Origin of the sequence: Campylobacter sp. CNRCH_2014_2452, from assembly GCF_025772865.1 — a bacterium.
Lineage (GTDB): Bacteria > Campylobacterota > Campylobacteria > Campylobacterales > Campylobacteraceae > Campylobacter_D > Campylobacter_D lari_D.
Genome location: NZ_JAKMSX010000001.1, coordinates 24783 through 49642, shown reverse-complemented (window position 1 = coordinate 49642; position 24860 = coordinate 24783). Strand labels below are relative to the sequence as shown.

At 29.6% G+C, this 24860-nt stretch carries 26 protein-coding genes; 16 read left to right on the top strand and 10 right to left on the bottom strand.

Annotation, left to right across the window (positions count from 1 at the left end):
- The first annotated feature begins 1 nt into the window (after position 1).
- Together L8X38_RS00230 and gltS are read left to right on the top strand one after the other, a co-directional pair.
- On the top strand, positions 2 to 1342 hold the full coding sequence (locus L8X38_RS00230) for a TolC family protein (protein WP_263660934.1): 1341 nt from the start codon (positions 2 to 4) through the stop codon (positions 1340 to 1342).
- Between the two features lie 114 nt (positions 1343 to 1456).
- Complete coding sequence (gltS, locus tag L8X38_RS00225) at positions 1457 to 2665, top strand: sodium/glutamate symporter (protein ID WP_133318821.1); 1209 nt, start codon at positions 1457 to 1459, stop codon at positions 2663 to 2665.
- Between the two features lie 28 nt (positions 2666 to 2693).
- Here gltS and nth read toward each other — a convergent pair whose 3' ends face one another.
- Positions 2694 to 3317: an endonuclease III gene (gene nth, locus L8X38_RS00220; protein WP_133318822.1), complete on the bottom strand. Its 624-nt coding sequence runs from the start codon at positions 3315 to 3317 to the stop codon at positions 2694 to 2696.
- 78 nt (positions 3318 to 3395) lie between these two features.
- Here nth and L8X38_RS00215 point away from each other — a divergent pair, with 78 nt between their 5' ends.
- The 5 genes from L8X38_RS00215 to L8X38_RS00195 all read left to right on the top strand — a co-directional run bounded on the left by L8X38_RS00215 (position 3396) and on the right by L8X38_RS00195 (position 8490).
- The gene (locus L8X38_RS00215; protein ID WP_133318823.1) at positions 3396 to 4211 is read left to right on the top strand and encodes a peptidylprolyl isomerase; all 816 of its coding nucleotides are present in this window, start codon (positions 3396 to 3398) and stop codon (positions 4209 to 4211) included.
- Positions 4211 to 5275, top strand: coding sequence for a class II fructose-bisphosphate aldolase (gene fbaA, locus L8X38_RS00210; RefSeq protein ID WP_263660933.1), 1065 nt, complete (start codon positions 4211 to 4213; stop codon positions 5273 to 5275). The genes L8X38_RS00215 and fbaA overlap by 1 nt, the downstream gene beginning before the upstream one ends.
- A gap of 75 nt (positions 5276 to 5350) precedes the next feature.
- Complete coding sequence (locus L8X38_RS00205) at positions 5351 to 6682, top strand: MotA/TolQ/ExbB proton channel family protein (RefSeq protein WP_263660932.1); 1332 nt, start codon at positions 5351 to 5353, stop codon at positions 6680 to 6682.
- A complete protein-coding gene (locus tag L8X38_RS00200; protein WP_133318825.1) occupies positions 6669 to 7619 on the top strand; it encodes an OmpA family protein in 951 nt (316 codons plus the stop codon). Before L8X38_RS00205 ends, L8X38_RS00200 begins: the two co-directional genes overlap by 14 nt.
- Positions 7606 to 8490, top strand: coding sequence for a 1-aminocyclopropane-1-carboxylate deaminase/D-cysteine desulfhydrase (locus L8X38_RS00195; protein WP_263660931.1), 885 nt, complete (start codon positions 7606 to 7608; stop codon positions 8488 to 8490). The genes L8X38_RS00200 and L8X38_RS00195 overlap by 14 nt, the downstream gene beginning before the upstream one ends.
- Here the strand turns inward: L8X38_RS00195 and L8X38_RS00190 are convergent.
- Complete coding sequence (locus L8X38_RS00190; protein WP_214126899.1) at positions 8461 to 9825, bottom strand: sodium-dependent transporter; 1365 nt, start codon at positions 9823 to 9825, stop codon at positions 8461 to 8463. The genes L8X38_RS00195 and L8X38_RS00190 overlap by 30 nt on opposite strands.
- Before the next feature lie 102 nt (positions 9826 to 9927).
- On the opposite strand from L8X38_RS00190, the gene L8X38_RS00185 reads away from it, so the two are divergent.
- Positions 9928 to 11103, top strand: a complete 1176-nt coding sequence (locus L8X38_RS00185; protein WP_263660930.1) for an NAD(P)/FAD-dependent oxidoreductase — start codon at positions 9928 to 9930, stop codon at positions 11101 to 11103.
- Between the two features lie 22 nt (positions 11104 to 11125).
- Here the strand turns inward: L8X38_RS00185 and dsbD are convergent, their stop codons facing one another.
- The gene (gene dsbD, locus L8X38_RS00180) at positions 11126 to 12817 is read right to left on the bottom strand and encodes a protein-disulfide reductase DsbD (protein WP_263660929.1); all 1692 of its coding nucleotides are present in this window, start codon (positions 12815 to 12817) and stop codon (positions 11126 to 11128) included.
- Between the two features lie 77 nt (positions 12818 to 12894).
- Between dsbD and ppk2 the strand changes: the two genes are divergently transcribed.
- Both ppk2 and L8X38_RS00170 read left to right on the top strand, forming a co-directional pair.
- Positions 12895 to 13737: a polyphosphate kinase 2 gene (gene ppk2, locus L8X38_RS00175; protein WP_220567128.1), complete on the top strand. Its 843-nt coding sequence runs from the start codon at positions 12895 to 12897 to the stop codon at positions 13735 to 13737.
- A gap of 9 nt (positions 13738 to 13746) precedes the next feature.
- On the top strand, positions 13747 to 14529 hold the full coding sequence (locus L8X38_RS00170) for an amino acid ABC transporter permease (protein WP_263660060.1): 783 nt from the start codon (positions 13747 to 13749) through the stop codon (positions 14527 to 14529).
- On the opposite strand, the gene L8X38_RS00165 is transcribed toward L8X38_RS00170, so the two are convergent.
- From L8X38_RS00165 to L8X38_RS00145, 5 genes are read right to left on the bottom strand one after another with little or no spacing between them, the layout of a single operon-like run.
- Positions 14526 to 15290 (bottom strand): transporter substrate-binding domain-containing protein, encoded by a 765-nt coding sequence (locus L8X38_RS00165; protein ID WP_133318832.1) that lies wholly within the window; start codon positions 15288 to 15290, stop codon positions 14526 to 14528. The two genes, L8X38_RS00170 and L8X38_RS00165, sit on opposite strands and share 4 nt — an antisense overlap.
- Positions 15287 to 16012: a 3-deoxy-manno-octulosonate cytidylyltransferase gene (gene kdsB / locus L8X38_RS00160; RefSeq protein WP_263660928.1), complete on the bottom strand. Its 726-nt coding sequence runs from the start codon at positions 16010 to 16012 to the stop codon at positions 15287 to 15289. Before kdsB ends, L8X38_RS00165 begins: the two co-directional genes overlap by 4 nt.
- A complete protein-coding gene (gene thrC, locus L8X38_RS00155; protein ID WP_263660927.1) occupies positions 16009 to 17418 on the bottom strand; it encodes a threonine synthase in 1410 nt (469 codons plus the stop codon). Before thrC ends, kdsB begins: the two co-directional genes overlap by 4 nt.
- Positions 17393 to 18331, bottom strand: a complete 939-nt coding sequence (locus L8X38_RS00150; protein ID WP_263660926.1) for a tetraacyldisaccharide 4'-kinase — start codon at positions 18329 to 18331, stop codon at positions 17393 to 17395. The genes thrC and L8X38_RS00150 overlap by 26 nt, the downstream gene beginning before the upstream one ends.
- Positions 18318 to 19058, bottom strand: a complete 741-nt coding sequence (locus tag L8X38_RS00145) for an NAD+ synthase (RefSeq protein ID WP_263660925.1) — start codon at positions 19056 to 19058, stop codon at positions 18318 to 18320. The genes L8X38_RS00150 and L8X38_RS00145 overlap by 14 nt, the downstream gene beginning before the upstream one ends.
- Before the next feature lie 61 nt (positions 19059 to 19119).
- Between L8X38_RS00145 and L8X38_RS00140 the strand changes: the two genes are divergently transcribed.
- The gene (locus L8X38_RS00140) at positions 19120 to 19719 is read left to right on the top strand and encodes an MBL fold metallo-hydrolase (protein WP_263660924.1); all 600 of its coding nucleotides are present in this window, start codon (positions 19120 to 19122) and stop codon (positions 19717 to 19719) included.
- On the top strand, positions 19719 to 20000 hold the full coding sequence (locus L8X38_RS00135; RefSeq protein ID WP_133318838.1) for a hypothetical protein: 282 nt from the start codon (positions 19719 to 19721) through the stop codon (positions 19998 to 20000). Before L8X38_RS00140 ends, L8X38_RS00135 begins: the two co-directional genes overlap by 1 nt.
- 23 nt (positions 20001 to 20023) lie before the next feature.
- On the opposite strand, the gene L8X38_RS00130 is transcribed toward L8X38_RS00135, so the two are convergent.
- Complete coding sequence (locus tag L8X38_RS00130; RefSeq protein WP_263660923.1) at positions 20024 to 21019, bottom strand: c-type cytochrome; 996 nt, start codon at positions 21017 to 21019, stop codon at positions 20024 to 20026.
- Between the two features lie 190 nt (positions 21020 to 21209).
- On the opposite strand from L8X38_RS00130, the gene L8X38_RS00125 reads away from it, so the two are divergent.
- The 4 genes from L8X38_RS00125 to L8X38_RS00110 are packed head-to-tail and all read left to right on the top strand — an operon-like array spanning position 21210 to position 24517.
- A complete protein-coding gene (locus L8X38_RS00125) occupies positions 21210 to 22187 on the top strand; it encodes an agmatine deiminase family protein (protein ID WP_263660922.1) in 978 nt (325 codons plus the stop codon).
- Entirely contained in the window at positions 22184 to 23098 is a 915-nt protein-coding gene (locus tag L8X38_RS00120) for a cation diffusion facilitator family transporter (RefSeq protein WP_012661604.1), read from the top strand. Before L8X38_RS00125 ends, L8X38_RS00120 begins: the two co-directional genes overlap by 4 nt.
- Entirely contained in the window at positions 23067 to 23939 is an 873-nt protein-coding gene (locus L8X38_RS00115; protein ID WP_087699946.1) for an N-carbamoylputrescine amidohydrolase, read from the top strand. The genes L8X38_RS00120 and L8X38_RS00115 overlap by 32 nt, the downstream gene beginning before the upstream one ends.
- Before the next feature lie 11 nt (positions 23940 to 23950).
- Positions 23951 to 24517, top strand: a complete 567-nt coding sequence (locus L8X38_RS00110) for a DJ-1 family glyoxalase III (RefSeq protein WP_263660921.1) — start codon at positions 23951 to 23953, stop codon at positions 24515 to 24517.
- Positions 24518 to 24540: 23 nt separating this feature from the next.
- Here the strand turns inward: L8X38_RS00110 and L8X38_RS00105 are convergent, their stop codons facing one another.
- Positions 24541 to 24780, bottom strand: a complete 240-nt coding sequence (locus L8X38_RS00105) for a SelT/SelW/SelH family (seleno)protein (RefSeq protein WP_257396702.1) — start codon at positions 24778 to 24780, stop codon at positions 24541 to 24543.
- Positions 24781 to 24860 lie beyond the last annotated feature (80 nt).

Genomic DNA, 24860 nt, shown 5'->3' with positions numbered 1-24860 from the left:
GATGAGAATATTTTTATTATTTTTTATAGCCTTTTTTTTAAATGCCTGCGTAGGAGTAAAATTAGAACAAGTATCTCAAGAACAAATAAAAAAAGAATATTTTGAAGATTTTAACGCAAGCAAGGCTTGGTGGGAAAAATATAACAATCAAGACTTAAATAATATCTTAAAAGCTATTATTGATAATAATAAAGACTTAAATATAGCAAGGATTAATTTTTTAAGTACCTTAGCTAGATATAAGCTTTTAAATTTAGATCTTTATCCTACTTTGAGTGGAAATTTTGGTGCAAATATAAGAAAAAATTTAAACAATGGCACAAAAACGCATAGTTTTTCAAATGGCATTATGTTAAATTATGAGCTTGATATATATGGCAAAATTTCAGATCAAGTTGCTAGTTCTGAATTTTTAGCAAAGGCGAGTGAGTATGAGTTGCACTCTTTAGAGCTTGATACGATTAATTTAGCGATAAATAGTATTTTTGAATTTATTTATTTCAATGATGTAGATCATTTATTAAACAAACATTTAAAAAATCTAGAGCAAATGCTAGAAATTTATACTACTAAACTTAATTATGGAAAAGTTGAATATATAGATCTTTTAAATATTAAAAAATCTTTATTAAACACTAAACAAAATATCATTACAAATTTGCAAAATAAAGACTTAACTCTTAAAAATATAAAAGACTTACTGGGTAAAGATGATGAGCATTTGATTAATAAAATGCTAAATTATACTCTTGAAGATTTTTCTTTGCAAAAAATTAATTTTGATATAGAATTAAAAATGCTTGCTTATAGACCACAAGTTCAAGCAAAACTAAATCAACTTATGGCTTCTTACAAGGATTATACAAGTGTGCAAAAAAGTATTTTACCTAGCATAAAAATATTGGGAAATTTAGATGGGAATGATAAGAATATTGATGAAAGTTTTAAATTTTTAATTTTAGGAGGCAATGTCGCCATTGACTTACCATTTTTGGACTTTTATAGAGTAAAACAAAATGTAAAAATTTCTGAATTAACATACCAAGCTCGTTTGGTTGAATATAAAGATGTATTACAAAGAACTATCCATGAATTTAATTTTTGTTATGAAAATGACAAGTATTATAATGATTTGTTAAAATTAGTAAAAGACATTAATGTTAATCAAGAAAAAATTACACAGCTATATTTAGAAAAATATGAATTAGGTCGCAGTGAATTAAAAGATTATCTTGATGCGGACGCTTTGTTTATAAATTCACTCCAAGAGCTTAGCAGAGCAAAGCTATCTTTGCTTAAAAATATTAATTTATATCATAATATTGTTTTAATTTCAGAGTAAAAAAGACTAAAAGTGTTTCATTTTGTAATATTATAAGAAAAGAGTGTTGTTTATTTGCGTTGTTTTAAAGTCATTTAGAATACAATTGATAAATAAATCAAACAAAGGAGAATTATGAAATTTGATTTTTATGCAACGCTAGTTACTATGGTTATAGTATTGCTTTTAGGCGTATTTGTCATTAAAAGGGTAAAATTTCTTCGTGATTATAATATCCCTGAGCCAGTTGTTGGTGGTGGGATTGCTGCGATTATTCTTTTGATCTTACATAGTTTCTTCTCATTGGATATTAAATTTGATGAATCTATGAAAGATCCTTTAATGCTTGCATTTTTTTCAAGTATTGGTTTGTTAGCTGATTTTGCTTCTTTAAAAAAGGGTGGAAGAAAATTAGCAATTTTTTTAGTTGTTGTTGTTGGCTTGCTTTTTGCTCAAAATATAGTTGGCATAGGTGTGGCAAGTGCTATGGGGCAAAATCCACTAATGGGACTTATAGCAGGTTCTGTTACAATGAGTGGCGGTCATGGAACAGGTGCAGCATGGGCAGCTGAATTTATTAAAGAACCTTATTTTTACTCTAGTGCAACTACTGTTGCTATTGCTTGTGCTACTTTTGGGCTTATTTCAGGTGGTATCATAGGTGGGCCTGTTGCAAGATATTTAGTCAATAAATATAAGTTAGTAGTTCCAAAGCAAAATGATGATAAAGATGCGATTTTAAATTTCCAGTCTCCAGAAAAAGAAAGACTAATCACACCTTCTTCTTTTATAGAATCTTTGGCATTAATTGCTTTATGTTTATTAATAGGTAGTGCTTTGTCTACTTATATTAAAACAAATACAGGTTTTACTTTACCAACTTTTGTGTATTGTCTTTTTGTAGGTGTGGTTTTAAGAAATGTTTTATCAGCTACAAAAATTCATCATGTATTTGATAGAGAAGTATCAGTTTTAGGTAATGTAAGCTTATCTTTATTTTTAGCTTTAGCTCTAATGACTATTAATCTTTGGGATTTAGTAACTCTTGCACTACCGATGTTGGTAATTTTAGCTGTTCAGGTTGCTATGATGGCTGCTTATGCTATATTTATCACTTTTAGGGTATGTGGAAAAGATTATGACGCAGCAGTTTTAGCAGCAGGACATTGTGGTTTTGGTTTGGGCGCTACTCCAACAGCTATGGTAAATATGCAAACTGTAACAAATCACTATGGTATGAGCCATATGGCATTTATTATTGTACCTTTAGTGGGTGCGTTTTTCATAGATATAGTAAATGCTTTAGTGATCAATGCTTTTTTGTATCTACCATTCTTTCATTAAAATCATCTAGCACTAAATTGGTGCTAGATTAAATTTTCTTATCTTTACTTTTGCATAAATGATTTAAAAAACACTCTTTGCATAAAGGATTTTTAGCTTTACATGTATAACGCCCAAAAAGCACCATAGCTTGATGAAGATAGTTTAGATTATCTTTAAAAATTTTAGTTAAGTCTTTTTCGGTTTCTTCAGGAGTTTTGGCTTTGCTAAGATTAAGTCTGTGTGAAACTCTAAATACATGGGTATCTACAGCCATGCAATTAGCCCCGCACCATTCTATCATCACTACATGTGCAGTTTTTTGTCCTACACCTGCTAGAGTTTTCAAATCTTGCTCGTCCATTGGAATTTCACCATTAAATTGCTCGCAAACTGCTTGAGCCATTTTGATTAAATTTTGTGCTTTATTATTATAAAATGAGCAAGAATTAATCAAAAGTTTTAAAGAAGATAAATTTGCCTTAGCTAAATCTTGCACACTAGGGTAAGCTTTAAATAAAGCAGGTGTGATGAGATTAACCCTTTTATCAGTACATTGAGCTGAAAGCATAACACAAACTATAAGTTCATAAGCATTACTAAAAACTAATTCTGTTTTTGCTTGTCCAAAATGTTTTAAAAATAATTCTTTAATTTCTAAATTTCTTTTCATAAACTTATTGTATGTTAATCGGCTTTAAATAAAGTTTAGATATAATAAAATCAACAAAACTATTTCAAAGGAAAAACAATGAAAAAAATTTCTTTAGTTGCTGCGGCTTTATTAACAGGTTTGAGTTTAAATGCTGCGGTGGTTGCAACCCTTGATGGAAACAATATTAGCGATACAGAAGTAAATGAGTTTTTTGCTCCTATGTTAAGAGGTGCTAAAATCACTGACTTACCAGCTGAACAAAAAAAAGCAATCATTGATCAATATATCATCCAACAACTTGTATTAAAAGACGCTAAAGCTCAAAAAATAGAAAATGATCCTTCATATAAAGAAGAATTAGAGCGTGCTAAAGAAGCTATCATGGTAAATATCTATCAAAAGAAAATTTTTGATTCTATCAAAAATGATGATGCTAAGGCTAAAAAATACTATGAAGCAAATAAAGATAAATTTACTAAACCAGCTCAAGTAAAAGCTAAGCATATTTTGGTAACTAGTGAAAAAGAAGCTAAAGATATTATTGCCGAGCTTAGTAAGTTAAGTGGAAAAGCTTTAAATGATAAATTTGCTCAACTTGCAAAAGAAAAATCAATCGACAAAGGTTCTTCGGCTCAAGGTGGTGATCTTGGATGGTTTGCTGAATCAACTATGGTAAAACCATTTGCTGATGCAGCTTTTTCTATGAAAAAAGGCACTATTTCTAAAACACCAGTAAAAAGTGATTTTGGATATCATATTATTTTAAAAGAAGATGCTAGAGCGAAAAGTACTATGAGTTATAATGAAGTAAAAGCAGGTATTGAAAGCAATATCAAAATGGAAGAATTTAAAGAACTTATGAATAAAAAAGCTCAAGAGCTTCGTCAAAAAGCAAAAGTGGAATATAAATAATGGGTGTATTAGATCTTGTCAAACCAGGTGTTTTAAGTGGCGATGATCTAAATACCGTATATAATTATGCAAAAAAAGAAGGATTTGCTATCCCTGCGGTAAATGTCGTGGGGACAAATTCTATTAATGCGGTTTTAGAAAGTGCTAAAAAAGTTAATTCACCTGTGGTTATTCAATTTTCAAATGGTGGAGCTAAATTTGTAGCAGGAAAAGCTTGTCCAAAAGCTGATGTGCTTGGTGCTATAAGTGGTGCAAGACATGTGCATTTAATGGCAAAAGCTTATGGAGTTCCAGTAATTTTACACACAGATCATGCTGCTAGAAAATTACTTCCTTGGATTGATGCTTTGATTGAAGCAAATATTGAGTTTAAAAAAGAAACAGGTAAGCCTTTGTTTAGCTCTCATATGATTGATTTAAGTGAAGAGGATTTAGAAAGTAATCTAGGCACTTGTGAGAATTATTTAAAACAAATGTCTGAGCTTGGAATTTCTTTAGAGCTTGAGCTAGGATGTACGGGTGGTGAAGAAGATGGAGTGGATAATACTAATATTGATAATGCAAAATTATACACTCAGCCTGAAGATGTAGCATTAGCTTATGAGAGACTTTCTAAAATTAGTGATAGATTTTCAATTGCAGCTAGTTTTGGTAATGTACATGGAGTATATAAACCAGGAAATGTGATTTTAAGACCTGAAATTCTTAAAAACTCTCAAAATTATGTAAAAGAAAAATTCAATCTTGGTGAAGATAAACCAATCAATTTTGTTTTCCATGGTGGCAGTGGTAGCGATATAGAGGATATCAAAGCAGCACTTAGCTATGGTGTAATTAAGATGAATATTGATACAGATACACAATGGGCTTTTTGGGATGGTGTTAGAGAGTATGAGCTTAAAAATAAAGCTTATTTGCAAGGCCAAATTGGTAATCCAGATGGAGAAGATAAGCCAAATAAAAAATATTATGATCCAAGAGTATGGCTTAGAGCGGGCGAAGAGAGTATGATCAAACGCTTAGAGTGCGCTTTTAGCGATTTAAATTGTATCGATAGAAACTAAGAGTTTTATAACTCTTAGTTGATTTTCCTGTGAAGATTTTAAATTTTTAGAGTAAAATTAACAAAGGTTTATAAAATGGAAGTTAAAACAACTGATGATTTTTCTGATCTTGTATTACCTGAAGGAAAAGGTAGCACAGGAATTGTCGCTTATTTAAAGATTATTTTTATCCCTGCTATATTGTATATTTTAGTGCTTTTAGGGTATTTTGGAAAGATTGATTTTAAAGTAGAATTACATAGTGTTGCAATGATAGGGATTATCTTTTTAGTGGCTTTGATCTTTGCTAGACATAGTGCTGATTATGCTTCAAGTATTTTTGAGCAACAAAAAGATGAGTTTAAGCTGATATTAAAACGCTATATTATGAAGCATTTTTTAGTTATAGGTAAAGAAACAAAGTCAAATGCTAGCTTTGATGATTTTGCATATGCTTATGTGAAAGATTTGAGAAATGAAAATTTTGCTTCTGTGGGTGCAGCTATTTTTCCTATGCTTGGTATTTTAGGAACTTTTATAAGTATAGCCATGTCTATGCCAAATTTTAATTCAAGCGACACAGCAGGCTTAGAACAAGAGATTTCAGTTTTATTAAATGGAGTAGGAACAGCCTTTTATGTATCAATTTATGGAATTTTCTTAGCACTTTGGTGGATATTTTTTGAAAAATACGGTAGTAGTAAATTCCAAAAACTTCTAAATCGTCAAAAAAACGCAACAAGCGATTTTTTTTGGTCTAAAGAAGAAATTGATAGAAAATATCTTCAAGAAAGTTTGCAACATTTTGAAAAAATAGGCACGATTTTTGAACATGTAAGCAATGAGGAATTTTTTAAAGAACTAGATAATACAATAGATAGAAAATTCAAAGTTTTTCAAGAACTTGTAAATGCTGAAGAAAAAGCTGTAAGATTAAGCAGTGAGCATGTAAAACAAACTATGAGTGATTTATCTAAAACCCAAAGAGAGCAAAAAGATATTGTTAAAACTTATAGCGAGATTGCAAATGCGGTAAATATGTTAAATTCAAACATAAAAGATTTAACCTTAAGAATTTCAGAGCAATATAATAGACTTTTAGATGTGAGTTCAGATAAGATTGTGCATTTAGATAAAAGTGTGAGTGCTTTAGATGAAAAGGTAAATAATTTTTCAAATAATATTGAAAAATATCAAAATCTTATGCTTGATAATCAAACTAAGCTTTTTGAAGGCTTTAGGGCAAGTATTATAGAGGGTATGCATACTTTTAAAGAAGCTTATGAAGATGAAAAAAATATTGACGAAAAAATTTCACTAATGCAAGAATTTAAAGAAGAAAGCAAAGAATTAGATGAGCAAACCACACAAGTTATTGCAAAGCTTGAAAATCAAAAAGAAGATGAAAAAATAGATGATAAAAAATAATTCTAGCAATGAAGAAAATAATTTTTGGATAGCTTATGCAGATTTAATGGCAGGCTTGCTTTTTATATTTATTTTGCTTATTGGAGCTATAGTTGTTAAGTATGTTTTAACTCAAAGTGATTTACAAATCATAAAAGAAAATTTGCAAAAACAAGAAGAACGCTTAAGAGAGAATAAAGAAGAATTAAATCAAAAAGAAGATATTTTAAAAAGTCTTAGCCAAAAATTAAGTAATACCTCAAGTACGCTTGATAATATCAGCAAACAAAAACAAGCTTTAGAAGCTAATATTACTAAACTTAATCAAGATTTAAATTCAAGTTTAGATGAAAAAGATCAGCAAATTTTTGCTTTACTTGAAAGATTAAATAAAAAAGATGAGGAAATCAAAGAATTAGAGCGTAATTTTGATGAGGCGAAAAGCAAAATCAAAGAACTAGGATTAATCAAAGAAAATACTATCAAAAATCTTCAAGCAAAATTTGATACTAATATTACCTTAGATTCTAATACAGGTGCGATAGTTTTACCTTCTGAAGTGCTTTTTGATACAAATTCTTTTACTCTAAAAGCTCAAGCAAAAGAGAATTTAAAGGCAATTTTAACACAGTATTTTGACAATATCTTAAAAGATGAAAATATCTTAAATAGTATAGAAAATATAGTCATAGAAGGGCATACGGATAGTGCAGGCTCTTATATATATAATCTTGATTTATCACAAAAAAGAGCTTATGCTGTGATGAGTTTTATACACTCATTTTACAAAGATCCAAGATTGCAAAAACTTTTAATGGCAAGTGGTAGATCTTATTCTGATGTAATTATGAAAGATGGTAAAGAAGACAAAGAGGCAAGTCGTAGAATAGAGATTAAGTTTAATATCAATACAAATAATGCTTTAGAAAAGGTTGAAAAATACCTTGATAGCAAGTAGAATTGATGTTTTAAAATACAATGATTTTGAATTTTTACTCAAAAGAGATGATTTACTAGGTTATATTAATGGAAATAAGGCTAGAAAACTAGCCTTTTTTGAAAAAAATAAACATTTATTTAAAAAAGGACAAAGATTTATTTCTTTTGGCTCCTCTCAAAGTAATGCTTTAGTTGCTTTAGCTAAGTTTTGTTATGAAAATGATTTTTTGCTCATTTTTGTTTGTGAAAAAATGAGTTCTTTTTTAAAAGAAAATCCCCATGGAAATTTAGAATTTGCATTAAAACACAATGTGAAGTTAATAGAAAATATAAATTATCCCACAAGAAGACTGCAAGCTTTAGCCTTGAAAAAAGATGATGATATTTTTATAGAAGAGGGTGTAGCTATAAAAGAAGCTGAATTTGGATACCAGCAACTAGCCTTAGAGCTTAGTGAGCAGTTAAGTGAAAATGTAAGTATTTTTTTACCTTCAGGTACAGGAACTTCTGCGGCTTTTTTGGCTAAACATAGTAAATTTAAAGTTTTTACATGTGCTTGTGTGGGCGATAGTGCATATTTAAAAGAGCAAATTTTAAGCTTAGAGCCAAATTATGATTTTGGTAATTTAACCATATTAAATTCACCTAAAAAATATCATTTTGCTAAGCCTTATTTGGAATTTTATGATCTTTATAAGGATTTAAAAAAAGAATGTGGAGTGGAGTTTGATTTGCTTTATGATATGGTGGGTTTTAAAACTTTATTAGCTCATAAAGAGCAATTTGGTGGAAAAATCTTATATATCCATCAAGGAGGCCTTGAAGGAAATATAAGCATGTTAAAGCGTTATGAGTATAAATTAAAAAATTCCAAAATAAAAAATCACTAAGATAATCAAAGGTATAATAAATTTAACATAATAATACCATAATTTAAAAATACTTCCTTTTAGGGTATTTTGATTGGAAAGTTCATAAATTGCATCTTTTTTAAGCACCCAACCTACATAAATACAACAAAAAAATGCGGTTAAAACAAAGAATATATTTCCACTAATAAAATCAAAGCTATCAAAAATATTTTTTCCCTTGATGATAGTAATATCTCTTAAAGGACCATAAGTAAGTATGCATGGTAAATTTCCCAAAACAAAAATACTTCCAAGTGTTAGATTGATAGCAGTATTTTTAGCTAGTTTAAATTTTTCCTCCAAAACACTAATGATTACTTGATAAATTGGCAAGCTTGTAGTAAGTGCAGCGATGATTAAAAGCAAAAAGAAAAACACACAAATTATACTTCCAAAAGGTATATGTGAAAATGCAACGGGCAAGGTTTTAAAAACCAAAGATGGCCCACTATCAGGGGTTAAACCTACGCTAAATAAAGCAGGGAAAATCATAAATCCAGCAAGCACTGCTATGAGGGTGTTTAAAATTCCTGTATAAACAGAAGTTTTGATTAAATTCTCATTTTTCTTAAGGTGAGATGATAAGGTTATCATTACACCAAAACCCAAAGATAAGGCAAAAAATACTTGTCCTAAAACATCTATAAACAATTTAGGAGTGATTTTAGAAAGATCAGGAGTAAGGTAAAATTTCACACCCTCACTTGCTCCTTCGAGAGTTAAATTGCGCGCAACAACAACCAAAAGACAGATAAATAAAAATGGCATAAGGTATTTTACTGACTTTTCTATGCCATCAATCACACCTTTTTTTAAGATAATCCAATTAATTATCACAAATATAGTAGTAAAAATTCCTATTAATAAAGGATTATTTTCTATAGTAGAGCTATAAAATTCGCTTGTATATTGAGCGTTAATGGGACTTGAAAGATTAAAATCGCCTATGATAATTTTAAAAATATAAGCTAAAACCCATCCGCCTATTACCATATAATAAGCCATGATTCCAAAACTTCCCAAAAGTCCCATATAGCCAACACCTTGCCAAGAATTAGATATTTTAACTCCATCGCTTGTTTTTCCGCCAAAAGCATCGACTGAATTTAGCATTCTGCGTCTTCCTATGACATTTTCGACCAAAATCACAGGAATTCCTATAAAAATCATAGCTATACAAAATGCCAAAACATAAGCACCGCCTCCATTTTCACCCACTAAATATGGAAAACGCCAAGTGGCTCCAAAACCAATAGTCGCTCCTGCTACTGTAAGGATATAAGTTAGCGTATTGCTCCAAGTTTGTCTTTGCATGCTTTTTCCTTGTTAAATTTAAATAAAAAATATTTTAAGATAAAAAATAATACCATTATGCCAAATTTTTATTTATTTTTTTATCAAATTAAAGGAAAATCCATGCAAAAAAAGAAAATTTTGTTTTTAGGTGCAGGATATGCTACTTTATCGGTTATAAAAGCCTTACCTGATGAGTTTTTTGAAAAAGCACAAGTGAGTTTGATTAATAACAATTCTTATCATTATCATACTATTTTACTACACAAAGTAGCTTCAAATGAAGATATTTATAGTTCAAAATATGATCTTTTACCTTTATTAAATCCAAAAATCAACTTTATCCAAGATGAAGTTTTAAAAATTTCTAAAGACAAAGTTTTTACTAAAAATAATGAATTTGACTTTGATATTTTAGTATGTGGGCTTGGTTTTGCGAAGGAAACTTTTGGTATTAAAGGTATGCAAGAATATGCTTTGAGTATAGATAATTATGAAAATGCTTTAAAAATTAATGAAATAATATATGAGAAAATAAAAAATTACAAAACCACCCAAAATGAAGATGATTTAAAAATCGCAGTTTGTGGTGGGGGTTTAAGTGGGGTTGAATTTGTAGCTTCTTTAGCTAAAGAGCTTAAAATATTTTGTCAAAAAGAGCAAATTTCTTATGAGAAATTAGAACTCTCTATTATTGAAGCTATGGATCAAATTTTACCTATGTTTGATAAAAGTTTGGCTCTAAAAACAAAGCAAAGACTAGAAGCACTTGGTGTGAAAGTATATGAAAAATCTAAAATTATAGAATGTGAAAAAAATGGTATAAGGCTTGATGGGGGAGAATTTATTAAAGCTAATACTATTATTTGGACTGCAGGAGTTAGAGGTAATAGCGTTATAGAAAATAGCTCAGATTTTCCAAGCACAAGATCGCGTATAGAAGTAGATGCTTTTATGCATCCATTAAATGTTGAAAATTCATCAAAATACTTTTTTATAGGCGATAATAGTTTATTTAAAAACCCTAAAACTAACACTCCATATCCTCCAACAGCCCAGCTTGCATTAAGAGAAGGAGCTTATGTGGCTAAAGCTTTAATGGCTATGATTGATGAGAAAGATTTTAAACAAGAATTTTCTTTTGTGAGTGGAAATACCGTTTGTTCAATAGGAAAAGATTATGCAATTGGCACGGTTTTACATAAACCAATTAGTGGTCTTTTGGCAATAAAACTTAAAATTTTTATAGAAAAACTATGGCAATATCAGCTTGAAGGATTGAAAGGTTTTTTGAAATAAAATTAATTTTAAATAGAGTCCTTTAAGGAACTCTATTTAAAAATTCATTTGCATCTACATAGCCTATAATGCGTCCTTTTTCTTCACTTTTGTTAAAAAATATCATCACAGGAGGTCCAAAAACTCCAAATTCTTTCATAAGAGCTAAATCTTCTTGGCTATTATGTGTTACATCTGCTTTTAAAAGTGTATAATTAGCAAGTAAATTTTGTACTTTAGCATCTGTAAAAGTATATTCTTCTAAGAGCTTGCAGTTTTCACACCAAGCGGCTGTAAATTCAAGCATAACAGGTTTGGTAGAATTTTGTAATTCTTGCTTAAGTTCTTTTAAATTTTTAATCGTTTTGAAAATTAAATTAGAGCTATTTTCTTTTGAAGTAAGGTTAAACTCAAGAGGTTTTAGCAAGCTTTTTGAGCCCATTGAGCCACCTAAAATTAGACTTAAACTATAAGCTAAAATTAAAATCATACTTGCTTTTTTAAATTTATCAAAATTAGTTTTTACTTCATCAAATAACCCCATAAAGCTAGCAAAAAATACCCCTATAACCCCATAAAGTATTAAAATGATATTTGCACTAAGTATTCTTTCTAGCATCCAAACTGCCATGATAAGCATGATAAAACCAAAGAAAATCTTTATTTTAAGCATCCAAGCTCCGCTTTTTAAAAAACTTCCTCCAAGTCCTATTAAAAGTAAAGGCATGCCCATACCAAAACTCATCACAAATAAAGAAAGTCCTCCTAAAAATACATCGCCACTATTAGTAATATAAAGCAAAGCCCCTGCTAAAGGTGCAGCTACGCAAGGTCCTACAATAAGAGCTGATAAAAAGCCCATGATAGCTATACCAAAAACCCCGTTTTTACCTTCTATTTTTTTATTGATAAAATTTTGAAATTTAAGTGGCAGTTGTAATTCATAAAGGCCAAACATAGAAAGTGAGAGCAATACAAAAATACCTGCAAAAGTAATGATAATCCAAGGTTGTTGTAATAAACCTTGCACATTAGCTCCTGCAAGGCCCACTAAAGCACCTGCTATAGCATAAGCTAAAGACATAAAAAAGACATAGATAAAAGATAAATAAAAGCTATGTTTTTTAGATGGTTTATCTTTGAGTTTCATTGCGATTAATGATGAAAGAATAGGTATCATTGGTAAAATACAAGGAGTAAGTGCTAATAATAAGCCATAACCAAAAAAAGTTAAAAGTGTGATAAATATATTTTGTGTGCTTAAATCATTAGCAATTTGCTCATCTTCGTTTTGCTTTTTAAATTGATCTTTAGTTGATTTTATAGCATAAATTCCATTTTGTTTATTAAGCTCATAATTTACATATACAGGACGATAGCATAAACCTTCTTCTGAACAACCTTGATAAGCTAGGGAAAGTTTTGCTTTGTTATTTTTAATAAAATCATCTAATAATAATTGAGGTATGAAAAGTTCAAGTTGGCTAAAAATTACTTCTTTGTTTTCTCTAGTTTGAGTTTGTGGGAAATTTAATAAAGAAGTAATATCATTAGAGTCTAATTCTACTTTGATTTGATCTTTATAAAGATAAATTCTATCTGCAAGATTGATTTTTAAAAAAATTCCTTGATTATTGCTGTGAGTATTGAGTTTAAAGGCTTCATTAAGTGATAATACTCCATTGTTAGCCAAAGCTAAATTTAAAAAAATAAAAAATACCGCTAAAAAACGCATTTTTCTCCTTGAAATTGAAAATTAAATTTGTTTTATTTTACTTATTTGTGGTAAATTTAAGTTAATAATTATCCTAAATTAAGGAGTTTGTTGTGGATAAGGATAAATTTACTCTTATTAAAGTGAAAAAATCAACACTTGAGTATGAAAGCGAGCTTAGAAGATTACAAATTGAGCTTTTAAAATTTCAAAATCATGTCAAAGATAAAGGATTAAAAGTTTTGATTTTAATTGAAGGGCGTGATGCAGCAGGAAAAGGTGGTGCTATTAAAAGATTAATTGAACATTTAAATCCTAGAGGTTGTCGTGTGGTAGCACTTGAAAAACCAAGTGATGTGGAAAGAACTCAGTGGTATTTTCAGCGTTATGTGACACATTTGCCTGCAGCAGGAGAGATAGTAATTTTTGATAGATCTTGGTATAATAGAGCGGGGGTGGAACCTGTGATGGGTTTTTGTACTCCAAATGAGCATAAAAAATTCTTGCGTGAGGTGTCTTCTTTTGAAGAAATGCTACTTGATAGTGGAATTTTGTTTTTTAAATTTTATTTTTCAGTTTCCAAACAAGAGCAAAAAAGGCGTTTTGAGCAAAGGAGAACAGATCCGCTAAAACAATACAAACTTTCTGTTGTTGATGAAAAATCACAAGAATTATGGGATAAATACACTCTAGCCAAATATTCTATGCTTTTAGCTTCTAATACACCAAAATGTCCTTGGGTGATCATTAATTCAGATAGTAAAAAGAAAGCAAGGATAAATTTGTTTAAATATCTACTTAATTCTTTAGAGTATCCAAATAAAATTAAAAATAAGTATTTTAAATATGATAAAAAATTAGTCCGTAGCGGTGAGGAAGAAATTCGTAAGATGGAACTTAGTTTAAATGATGAAAAACTTAAAAAATTTGATAAAAAATAAAGGCTAGAATTGAATCATCTTTTTATAGTGCGTAATAAATTTAATGAGCATAAAAAAATCAGTCCAAAGGTGTTTGCAGTTAATGCCTTTTTGCTAGCATTTTTATTGTTTTTATTTTTTTATTTATCTTTTTTAAGTGCTAGTTATAATTTTGATTTTATGGCAATTTATGAGTATAAAGACAAAATGATACAAGGTTTTTTTACGAGTTTTTTTATTAGTGTTTTGTCTTTGATTGTAGGTGTGATTTTTGCTTTGATTTTGTGTTATATGAGTCTTTGTAAAATCGTGCTTTTTAATATGTTTGCAAGAGTTTTTATAGAGCTTATTAGAGGCACACCTTTGCTAGTGCAAATTTTATTGATTTATTATATTTTTGCAGATAATTTGGGGCTTGATAATCGCTATGTTTGTGGAGTTTTGATTTTAGCTTTATTTGCTAGTGCTTATATTTGTGAAATATTTAGAGCAGGGATTTTAAGTGTTGATAAAATGCAATATGAAAGTGCTAAGGCTTTGGGTTTGAGTGAGTTTGAAATTTATAAAAGTGTGATTTTTCCTCAAGCTTTAAAAAATATCTTAGCACCACTAAGTGGACAACTTAGTAATTTGATCAAAGATAGCTCTCTTTTAAGCGTTATAGCTATTTCAGAATTAACTCAAAATGCTCAAGAAATTAATGCTTTTACCTTTTCTACTTTAGAAATTTATATTCCCTTAGCGCTTTGTTATTTGGTTTTAACTTTACCTATTTCTATGTTTTCAAGAAAGCTTGAAAAGAGTTTTTCTTAAAAGAAAAACTCAAGCTTTTGTTCTTTGAAAACTTCTTGCATATCTTTGAGATATTTTTGACTTAGTTTATCAAAAAGACCATTTTTTTTAGATTTTAAAATAAACTCATTGAGCTCTTCTTTTAATTTGGTATTGTTTTTATTTAAAGCTATGGCCCATTGCTCAGGTGTTTTTTCAAAAGGGGTAAAAATAGCTTTTGTTTGCTCAGGATGTTTTTTCCATGCTTTATAAATACTCATTTGATCATAAATAAAAGCATCAGCTTTTGCTTGAATGACTTCTAAAATAGCTGCATTTTCTTTATCAAATACTAGGATTTTTGCATTTTTAAGATTTTTTTGAGCATATAAATGCGCACTTGAACCTCTTTTTAAAGCAAGGATTTTTCCTTTTTGATTTAAATCTTCTATGGAATTAATATTTGATTTTTTAGCGCTTAATATCGCTAAATTTGCCTTAGCATAAGGCAAGGTAAAATCTATTACTTTTTTTCTTTGCTCGCTTATACTCATAGAAGACATGATTAGATCTATTTTTTGAGTTCTTAAAGCAGGTATAAGTCCATCCCAAGCTATGTTTTGAATTTTTAAATCATAGTTTTTTTCTTTGGCAAAGGCTTGTAAAAACTCTACACTAATACCACTTGGATTGCCTTTAGTATCACTCATTTCAAAAGGAGGGTAGGCCAGTTCCATACCTACGATTAATTCTTTTGCATGAAGTGTAAAAAATAAGCTTAGTAAAAAAAGTATTTTTTTCATTTTTTAACTCCAAATTTAGCCAAAGCTTTCTCATAATCTTCTTTTGTATCTATACCTATGCTTTGACTTTGTATTTTTAACATTTTGATTTTTTTGCCATTTTCTAAGGCTCTTAATTGTTCTAATTTTTCACATTCTTCCAAAGCTGAGTTTTTCAAAGTACAAAATTCTTGTAAATTTTTAACCCTATATGCATAAATTCCAAGGTGGGCTTTAAAATTTTGTTTATAATTTGCCCTTTCATAAGGAATTTTAGATCTTGAAAAATATAAAGCATAATCATTACTATCAGTAACTACTTTAACCAAATTTGGATCATCACAAGCTTTCGCATCTACTTCTTTGTAGCAACTACTCATAAAACAAAGCTCATCTTCAAAAGCTTTTTGGCTAAATTCTTTAAAATCTTTAATATTTTGTGTTTCTATAAAAGGCTCATCAGCTTGGACATTAATAATTAGCTCATTTTCATTTAGTTTTAAAATTTGACAAGCTTCGTTGATCCTATCAGTGCCACTTTCATGATTTTTGCTTGTTAAAACTGCTTTTATATTGTGTTTTTGTGCTATTTTTAAAACCTCTTCATCATCAAGTGCCACATACACTTTATCAACTTCTTGCATTTTTTTAGCTGTATAAATAAACATAGGTAAATTATCAATCTCACATAAAATTTTATTTTCAAAACGACTTGATTTTAATCTTGCTGGTATGATTATCATTGTTTTATCCATTCTATAATAGTTTGTTTTAGATTTTTGAGTTTGCAAACTTGATTTTGCTTTTGTGTGCTTGTAAATAAGCTTGCGATATTTGGATGAATTTCTTGCTTAAATTCTTTTGCAAGTTCTTGCATGCAAACTTGTTCATCTTGGCATTCTTTGTTATAAATTGCTTGATACATGCTTGGGGTAAATTTACTCCATTGTGCTGTGGAAGTAATAAGCGTAGTAGTGTTAGAATCAAGCATTTTAAAGCAAGTGCAAGTGTGAGGGTCTAAAAGTCCTAAGTGGCTGTATTGTTTGATATATTGCATACACTCATCATCATTGCAAAAATCAGCTTCAAAGTCTTCTTGTAAAAGCTCTAGTTCTTTTTGGCTAAGCTCATAATATTTTTCATTCTTTAAAGCTTGCATTAACTCTTTGGTGCGTTCATGTTTGAATTTATCAAAAAGCAATCTTTCTATATTTGATGATATGAGTATATCCATAGCAGGGGAAATAGTCTTTTGTAAGTTTTTATTTCTTAAATCATATTTACCTGTATTAAAAAACTCACTTAAGATATTGTTTGAATTGGAAGCAATTTTAATTTTACCTATATTTGCTCCCATTTTTTTAGCATAATAAGCTCCCAAAGCATCGCCAAAATTTCCACTTGGAATGATGATGTCTATTATTTTATCAATTTTCAAACTAGCATAGTAATGATAGATGATTTGAAAAAGTATTCTTCCAAAATTAACTGAATTTGCAGCACTTAGACTTAACTTTTCTTCTTTTAAAGTATTTTTAAAATCTTCATCATTTAAAAGTGTTTTTAGGGCATTTTGTGCATCATCAAAATTACCTTCAATGGCTATGGATTTTAAATTGCTTGCATTTGAGTGTGTCATTTGTAAAGCTTGAGTTTTGCTTGTGCCTTCATTTGGGTAAATGCAAACTACTTTTATGCCTTTTTTATTTTCAAAGCTTTTTAGCGTAGCAGGTCCTGTATCGCCACTTGTAGCACACATGATTAAAAAATCATCATCTTTTTTTAAGCATTCCAAAAGCACGCCAAAAGGCTGCAATGCCATGTCTTTAAAAGCTCTTGTTGGCCCATGAAATAATTCATTAATATAAAGCTTATCATTAATTTTTCTTAAATGAACAGGGCAGGTTTTATCATCAAAACTCTCATAAGTTTTCAAAGCTTTTTCAAAAACTTCAGGCTCTAAATCAAAATCAAAAGCTGCGATAATTTTTAAAGCTAATTCTTTGTAGTTTAAATTTTTTAAAGCTTCATTATCAAGCTTTGGTAGATTAAGTGGTGCATATAAAGCATTATTAGGTGCACTAGGGCTAAGTAAGGCCTTTGAAAAGCTTACTTGGTGATTTTTATCTTGGGTTGAGTGTAGTAACATTTTTTTCCTTATTGTTAAATTTATCAATATAATCTTGCAAAATTTGCTTAAAGCTGTCTTTTAAAATAATATCAAGATGAATTAATTCTGTTTTAAAGCCAAAATCTTTTACCTTGACATAGTCTTTAAAGGTTAGCATTAAGGTGTCACAATTGTGTTTTTTTAAAAGTTTTTCTAATTCTTCTTTTTTGAAAGTATAATGATCAGCAAAAAAATAACAAGCCCTAGCTTTAATAAAATGCTCATATAATCTAAAAGGCTTTGCAATAGAGCTTATTAAAATAGCTTTTTGATTTTCTTTTACATGAGAATAACGCACAAAATCTTCATTTTCTTTAGCTATAAAATCAGCCCTTTTAGCAAAAGATTTTGGCAAACGATAAGCCCCGCTAGGTAGGGTAAAATCAAAAAAAGGCTCATCTTTGCTTTGTAATAAAATACTAAGTTTTTTAATATGAAATTTAGAAAAAGCATCGTCTAAAAGTATGATCTTTGCTCCAAGTTCGATAGCTTTTTGTATGCCTTTAACTCTATCTTCACTTACTATCACTCCATTAATGTGCTTTGTAAGTGCATACTCCATAGCTTCATCGCCACTTTCTTTAATGCTGCATAAAATTTTATCTTTGTGTTTAACGATGATTAAGCCTTCACTTTGTCTTTTATAGCCTCTTAAGATGATAAAACAATTTTCAAACTCAGCAGCTATGGCTTTACAAATGGGAGTTTTTCCATTGCCTCCTAGGGTTAGATTACCTATGCTTATAATGGGTAAATTAAAATCAAGTTCTTTTTTAAATTTAGTATTTAAAATAGCTATAATCATATATAAAAAGCTAAAAGGTAAAAGCAAAAAGGCTAGAATTTTTTGCAAAAAATTAGGTTTAAAAAAATACCGATCAAGCCAAGTCATATGTATTCTTTAATGTTGTTGGAAGTTTTCTTTTAAAGGCATTATTTTGCACACGCTCTAAGACTAAATTTTTTAAATTCTCATCAAAATTTTCTAAGCTTTGATTTTTTTCTAAAGCTTTTAAAACTTCATCTAAAACTTCATATTTATAGCCAAGATCTTTTTCATCATTTTGATTTGGCCAAAGATCAGCACTAGGGGCTTTTTGTATGAAATTTTCATGTACACCTATAAATTTAGCAAGCTCAAAAACTTCACTTTTATAAAGTGTAGCTAAAGGATTAAAAGCACAAGCTAAATCTCCATAAATAGTTCCATAACCAAGCATAAGTTCACTTTTATTAGAAGTGCCTACCACTAAAGCATTATGCAAGGCTGAATAATCATAAAGCAAGCTCATACGCACTCTTGCAGCTAAATTCCCAAAGCGTAAATGGCTTAAATCTTGACAAATTTTTTCATAAGCACAAAGTACTTCATCAATATAAATGATCTTGTGATGAATTTGCAAATGATCACATAGCATTAACGCATCATCTAAATTTTCTTTTTTAGAATATTTTGTAGGCATTAAAAGCACAAAAAGTTTTTCACCTACTGCTTTTTTGCAAAGATGAGCTACTAAAGCTGAATCTATCCCACCGCTTAAACCTAAGATGAGATTTTTATCTCTTGCTTGTTCTTTTATAAAATTGATCAATAATTCTTGTAATTTTGTATAATTCATAAAAAATCTTTAAATATTAATTTTTTAAAATTATATTTGATTTAGTTAAAAGGAAGTTTATATGCGTATTTTGAAACAACCATGTGGAATGTATGAAACAAATTGTTATATTATAGATCATAATAACAAGCAAATTATCATCGATCCAGGAGAAAATGCTTATAAGTTTATCAAAGAAAATACAAGCAAACCTTTAGCTATTTTAAATACCCATGGTCATTATGATCATGTTTATGATAATGCTAAAGTTAAAATGGCTTATGAAATTCCAATTTTTATCCATAAAGATGATGCTTTTATGCTAAAAGATCCTTTTAATTATGGTTTTGAGCATTCAAGTGCTGATGTATTGATAGAAAATGAAAATGAATTTAGTATAGATGAGTTTAAGTTTAAATTTCATCATTTCCCAGGGCATACTCCAGGGTGTTGTATGATAGAACTTGTGGGCGAAGATGTGCTTTTTAGTGGGGATTTTTTATTTTATCGTAGTATTGGTAGGTGGGATTTTCCTTACTCAGATGCAACTAAGATGAAAGAGAGTTTGCTTAAAGTTTTAGCTTATGAAAAAGATTTTAAGCTTTTTCCAGGGCATGGAGAAGAAAGTTCTTTAAGAGAAGAGCAAAGTGCAATTCCTGCTTGGTTAAGGTATTTTCATTAATGGATAAGGTTTTATATTTTTTAAGTTTTTTACTGATTTTAAGTGCGATTTTGAGTTTTTTTAAACCCAAAGAAACAAAAAAGAAATTTTTTCACAAATGTCCATGTTTTAGAGCAGTAGAAAATGGTTTAATGAGTAGAATTTGCATTTATGCAGGAAGTTTTGGTTTTATGTATTCTGTGCTTTATATTGGTTTTGGAGTGTATGATAAAAAGCTTTTTATGATTTTGCTTTTATCTTTTGCGATATGGTATTTTGCTTGGGTTTTAAAAAAAGAATAGCTAGAATTAGCTATTCTTAAAAATTATTTTGTATTAATATATAAAGGCTCAAAAGGACCATAACGATGTTGCTCTATACTAAATTTATCATGTTTAGCATAAGGTTTTACATCCATATCTGCAGGTTTTACATCACGATCTGGAAAGTCTTTATTTCTATTCTTTTTAATAGGTCTTGGTTGAGAATTAATATAAGCTGCCACATCATAAGCTTGTTCTAGAGTTAAGGTTGCATCATCTTTTGGCATATTTGCTTTGATATAACTTGCAGCTTTGATAAGTCTATACATGCCAGCACCTGTGTTGTAACTATCATTTCCCCATAAAGCAGGATATATGTAATAACTCATACTAGGATCATTACTTTTTACCCCCTCTCCATTTTCTCCATGGCAGGCTACGCACTTATTTTGATAAATTTCTTTACCTTTTTTAGGATCTGCTGCTCTTTTTAAAAAGGATATTTTAGGTAATCCTTGTCCTTGTGTTTTTGCTCCTACTTCTATACCTTGAGAAATATAATGCATATAAGCAAGTATGGCTTTCATTTGAGGAGAGTTGTTTGGAAGCCTTTTGCCATTCATGGATCTTTCCATACAGCCATTAATTCTATCTTCTAGAGTGATTATTTTATCCGCTCTTGCATTATATTGTGGAAAGCGTGCATAAATTCCTACAAAACCTGATTGATTTTTTATAGTTCCAGCATTAGCATGACAGCTTGAGCAAGAAAGATTATTATCTGCATAACGATTTTTAGGATTTTTTGCTTGAGGTCCTATATAGTTTGTGGTGTAATTTAAAATTTTATTACCCAAAATGACTGCTTGAGTATAAGGTGAATTTGGAAGTTTATCTTCAATGATAATACCATTTTCTATAGTATTTGGGACTTTCCATTGTGCACTTTGTAAATGGATACCTGTTTGCTTTTTTGCTTGAAGTTTTGCTTGATCAATGGCAAAAGTAGAACTCATTAAAAAAGATAAAGATAAGACAGAATATACAATTTTTTTCATTTTACCTCCTTGAACTTGTCTTATTTTCATCTTATAACTTGAAATTTAAAAAAATATTAAATGTTTTTAATGTAAAAGTATCTTTAAATACTACTATGCCGTTTTTAAAGATAAAAATGATATTATTAATATTTTTTAGAATATGTAATTAATGTTACCTTTTTATACATTTTATCAAAGGAAATTATCAATGAGAAAAAGCATAGCAGAATGGGAAAAACAGGAACTACTTTTACTTTCATTACCCCATAAAAATAGCGATTGGAGTCCTTATTTAGAGGAAATTATGCAAAGCTATGAGGAATTTATTAAAGCTGTGGCAAATTTTCAAAAAGTTTTACTTATTGCTCCAAGTGAAAAAGATTTTCAAAGATTTAAACATATAAAAAATGTAGATTTTTTTAAGTGTGATACTAATGATACTTGGATTAGAGATTTTGGTGCAATTGATGTGTGTGAAGATGATAAAATTATAGGGCTTGATTTTACTTTTAATGCTTGGGGTGATAAATTTCAAAGCACTTTAGATAATGCGGTAAATTCAAAACTTTTCGCACAAAAATTATCTGGAAAATTAGAAAAAATTGATCTTATTTTAGAAGGTGGGAGTATTGATTTTAACGGACAAGGAGTAATGCTTACAACGAGTGCTTGTTTGTTAAATGAAAATAGAAATTCACATTTTAATAAAGAGCAAATTGAAGCTAAGTTAAAAGAAATTTTTGGCTTAAAACAAATTATATGGTTAAATCATGGTTATATAAAAGGCGATGATACTGATCATCATATAGATACTCTAGCAAGATTTATAAATGAAAAAACCATTGCTTATTGTGTGTGTAAAGATGAAAATGATGAGCATTATAAACCTTTAAAGGCTATGGAAGAGGAACTTAAAAAAACAGGATTTAATTTATTAGAGCTTCCTTTACCTAAGCCTTTATATTTTGAAGGTAAAAGACTTGGTGCTACTTATGCAAATTTTGTTTTTGTTAATGGTGGTTTGATAGTGCCAACTTATAATGATGAAAATGATGCTTTGGTATTAGAAAATTTACAAAAAGCATGCAAAGATAGAAAAGTAGTAGGGGTTGATGCAAGGGTGTTTTTAAGACAAAATGGTTCTTTGCATTGCTCTTGTCAAAACCGCTATGAAGGTCAAAGATGAATTTACAAAAAAGCGCAACTATCATTGCAAGTGTATGTGCTATTTTTTTAGCTATTATAAAATTTGCAGTAGGATTAGCTTCAGGTTCTGTTGCAGTACTTTCTAGTGCGATTGATTCTTTGCTTGATTGTGTGATTTCGGGTTTAAATTTTTTAGCTTTGAAAAAAAGCTCTCAAGGCTCTAGCAAGGAATATAATTTTGGCCTTAGTAAAATTGAAGCTTTAATGGGGCTTTTTGAAGGTCTTGTTATTAGTGGGATTGGGGTTTATATTTTTTATGAGAGTGTTTTGAAAATTCACAATCAAGAAAGTGTAGAAAAACTTGATCTTGGAATTTTTGTCATGGCTTTTGCTATGGCTGTGACTTTGTGTTTGGTGGTTTTTTTAAATTATGTTGCTAAAAAAACAAAAAGCTTGATTATAAAAGCTGATAGCTTACACTATAAAATAGACTTTTTGACTAATGCTTTAACGCTTTTAGCACTTGTGATTATAGCTTTTACAAATTATCATTTTATTGATGGATTATTTGGCATAGCTATAAGTTTATATACGATTTTTTCAGCTTTTAAAATCATTAAGGAAAGTTCTAAAATTTTATTAGATGTAGCTATTGATAAAGAACAAGTTGAAGTGATTAAACAAATCATAAGTGCAAATAAAGAAGTCAAAAGTTTTCATCATTTAAAAACTAGAAAAAGTCCTGATATGCTTTATGTTAGTGTGCATTTAGTTTTTGAACCTACAATATCACTTTTAAAAGCTCATGAGATTGGTGATGAGATTGAAGATAGCATAAGAGAACATTTTAAAGATGATTTTTGGAATATCCATATACATTTAGATCCTTATGATGATTCAGAAGAAGAAAGGAGTAAAAATGAAATTAGCGCTCATTCAGCAAGAATTTAAACAAAATAAAGAAAAAACTATAGAAAAAACATGCGAACTTATTAAACAAGCAGCAAAAGAAAAGGCTGAGCTTGTGTGTTTGCAAGAGCTTCATCAAACGCAGTATTTTTGTCAAAGTGAAAATACAAACTTTTTTGATTTGGCAAATGACTATGAAGAGGATGTTAAATTTTGGTCTAATGTAGCTAGGGAAAATAAAGTTGTTTTGGTAACTTCTTTATTTGAAAAAAGAAGTGCAGGGCTTTATCATAATACTAGTGTGGTATTTGAAAAAGATGGCTCCATAGCAGGCAAATACCGCAAAATGCATATTCCTGATGATCCTTGTTTTTATGAAAAATTTTATTTTACTCCAGGTGATTTGGGTTTTGAGCCTATACAAACAAGTGTTGGAAAGCTTGGGGTTTTAATATGCTGGGATCAATGGTATCCTGAAGCTGCTAGGTTAATGGCTTTAAAGGGAGCTCAAATTTTGATTTATCCTACTGCTATAGGTTGGTTTGATAAGGATGAAAAAGAAGAAAAACAAAGACAGCTTGAAGCTTGGATAGGCGTGCAAAGAGGTCATGCTATAGCTAATGGCTTACCTGTAGTAGCTATTAATAGAGTGGGTTTTGAAAAAGATGAAAGCGGTGTGGAAGAAGGTATAAGATTTTGGGGGAATTCTTTTGTTTTTGGGGCTCAAGGTGAAGAGCTTTTTAGGGCTGATGATAAACAAGAGCTTTGTAAAATCGTTGAAATTGATATGCAAAGATGTGAAAATGTTCGTAGATGGTGGCCATTTCTACGCGATAGACGCATAGAATATTTTCATGAATTAAATAAAAGATTTATCGACTAAAAGGAGGAAAAATGAAAAAAGTTTTAGTGCCTTTAGCAAAAGGTTTTGAAGAGGCTGAATTTATAGGTATAGCTGATGTTTTAAAAAGAGCAGGGGAGGCTAGTGGAAATTTAGAAGTTATTATTGCTTCGCTAGATGATGAGCTTTTAGTGCAAGGAGCTAATGGAATTAGCATAAGGGCTGATGTGAGTTTGGCTAGTGTTGATCAAGAAAATTTAGATGCAATTGCTTTGGCAGGTGGATTTGAAGGTATGATGAATTTAAAAAACAATTCTCTTATCATAAAAATCATACAAGATTTACATGCTAAGAAAAAAATCGTAGCTGCTATTTGTGCTTCACCTATGGTATTGGCAAAAGCAGGGGTGATTAACGGGGGGTTTTCTTGCTATCCTGGTTGTGAAGCGGGTATTGAAGGTATAAGAGTAAATAAAGCAGTTGTAGTAAATGAAAATGTCATCACAGCAGCTGGGCCTGCTACGGCTATTTTATTTGGTTTAGAGCTTGCTAAACATTTATGTTCAGAAGAAATTTATCAAAAACTTTATGAAGGTATGCTTGTTCCTTTAACAAAATAAACCCTCGCTGATGAGGGTTTAGCTTACATTTGTTTCATAAGCTTGGTAATTTCACCCTCATGAGGAAATCTATCTACTTCACAATTAAACAAGTCTTTTTTAGAGTAAATGATTTTACCATCTACTTCTACTATAAAATGACCGCCACCTTTTTCTATGGTAGAAATTTGCGCATCTTTGAATTCATTTTGTATTTCTTCTGCAACCCTTGCAGCTTGTGGTTTGTAATTTCAAAGATTACAATAATAAATTTTTACTTCCATTTTTTACTCCTTTTTTGAAAGTAAGCTATTATACATTTTTTATGCTTGTAAGTTTTAAATTTAAGGTTTTTTTTTATAAT

Coding starts and splice junctions, on each gene's coding strand:
- L8X38_RS00145 (WP_263660925.1), bottom strand. CDS start 19,058: ATGAATTATACAAAATTACAAGAATTATTGATCAATTTTATAAAAGAA.
- L8X38_RS00205 (WP_263660932.1), top strand. CDS start 5,351: ATGGAAGTTAAAACAACTGATGATTTTTCTGATCTTGTATTACCTGAA.
- L8X38_RS00190 (WP_214126899.1), bottom strand. CDS start 9,825: ATGCAAAGACAAACTTGGAGCAATACGCTAACTTATATCCTTACAGTA.
- L8X38_RS00125 (WP_263660922.1), top strand. CDS start 21,210: ATGAGAAAAAGCATAGCAGAATGGGAAAAACAGGAACTACTTTTACTT.
- L8X38_RS00165 (WP_133318832.1), bottom strand. CDS start 15,290: ATGAAAAAAATACTTTTTTTACTAAGCTTATTTTTTACACTTCATGCA.
- L8X38_RS00150 (WP_263660926.1), bottom strand. CDS start 18,331: ATGACTTGGCTTGATCGGTATTTTTTTAAACCTAATTTTTTGCAAAAA.
- L8X38_RS00115 (WP_087699946.1), top strand. CDS start 23,067: ATGAAATTAGCGCTCATTCAGCAAGAATTTAAACAAAATAAAGAAAAA.
- fbaA (WP_263660933.1), top strand. CDS start 4,211: ATGGGTGTATTAGATCTTGTCAAACCAGGTGTTTTAAGTGGCGATGAT.
- thrC (WP_263660927.1), bottom strand. CDS start 17,418: ATGTTACTACACTCAACCCAAGATAAAAATCACCAAGTAAGCTTTTCA.
- dsbD (WP_263660929.1), bottom strand. CDS start 12,817: ATGCGTTTTTTAGCGGTATTTTTTATTTTTTTAAATTTAGCTTTGGCT.
- L8X38_RS00120 (WP_012661604.1), top strand. CDS start 22,184: ATGAATTTACAAAAAAGCGCAACTATCATTGCAAGTGTATGTGCTATT.
- L8X38_RS00130 (WP_263660923.1), bottom strand. CDS start 21,019: ATGAAAAAAATTGTATATTCTGTCTTATCTTTATCTTTTTTAATGAGT.
- L8X38_RS00215 (WP_133318823.1), top strand. CDS start 3,396: ATGAAAAAAATTTCTTTAGTTGCTGCGGCTTTATTAACAGGTTTGAGT.
- L8X38_RS00140 (WP_263660924.1), top strand. CDS start 19,120: ATGCGTATTTTGAAACAACCATGTGGAATGTATGAAACAAATTGTTAT.
- kdsB (WP_263660928.1), bottom strand. CDS start 16,012: ATGATAATCATACCAGCAAGATTAAAATCAAGTCGTTTTGAAAATAAA.
- L8X38_RS00135 (WP_133318838.1), top strand. CDS start 19,719: ATGGATAAGGTTTTATATTTTTTAAGTTTTTTACTGATTTTAAGTGCG.
- gltS (WP_133318821.1), top strand. CDS start 1,457: ATGAAATTTGATTTTTATGCAACGCTAGTTACTATGGTTATAGTATTG.
- L8X38_RS00185 (WP_263660930.1), top strand. CDS start 9,928: ATGCAAAAAAAGAAAATTTTGTTTTTAGGTGCAGGATATGCTACTTTA.
- L8X38_RS00110 (WP_263660921.1), top strand. CDS start 23,951: ATGAAAAAAGTTTTAGTGCCTTTAGCAAAAGGTTTTGAAGAGGCTGAA.
- L8X38_RS00230 (WP_263660934.1), top strand. CDS start 2: ATGAGAATATTTTTATTATTTTTTATAGCCTTTTTTTTAAATGCCTGC.
- nth (WP_133318822.1), bottom strand. CDS start 3,317: ATGAAAAGAAATTTAGAAATTAAAGAATTATTTTTAAAACATTTTGGA.
- L8X38_RS00200 (WP_133318825.1), top strand. CDS start 6,669: ATGATAAAAAATAATTCTAGCAATGAAGAAAATAATTTTTGGATAGCT.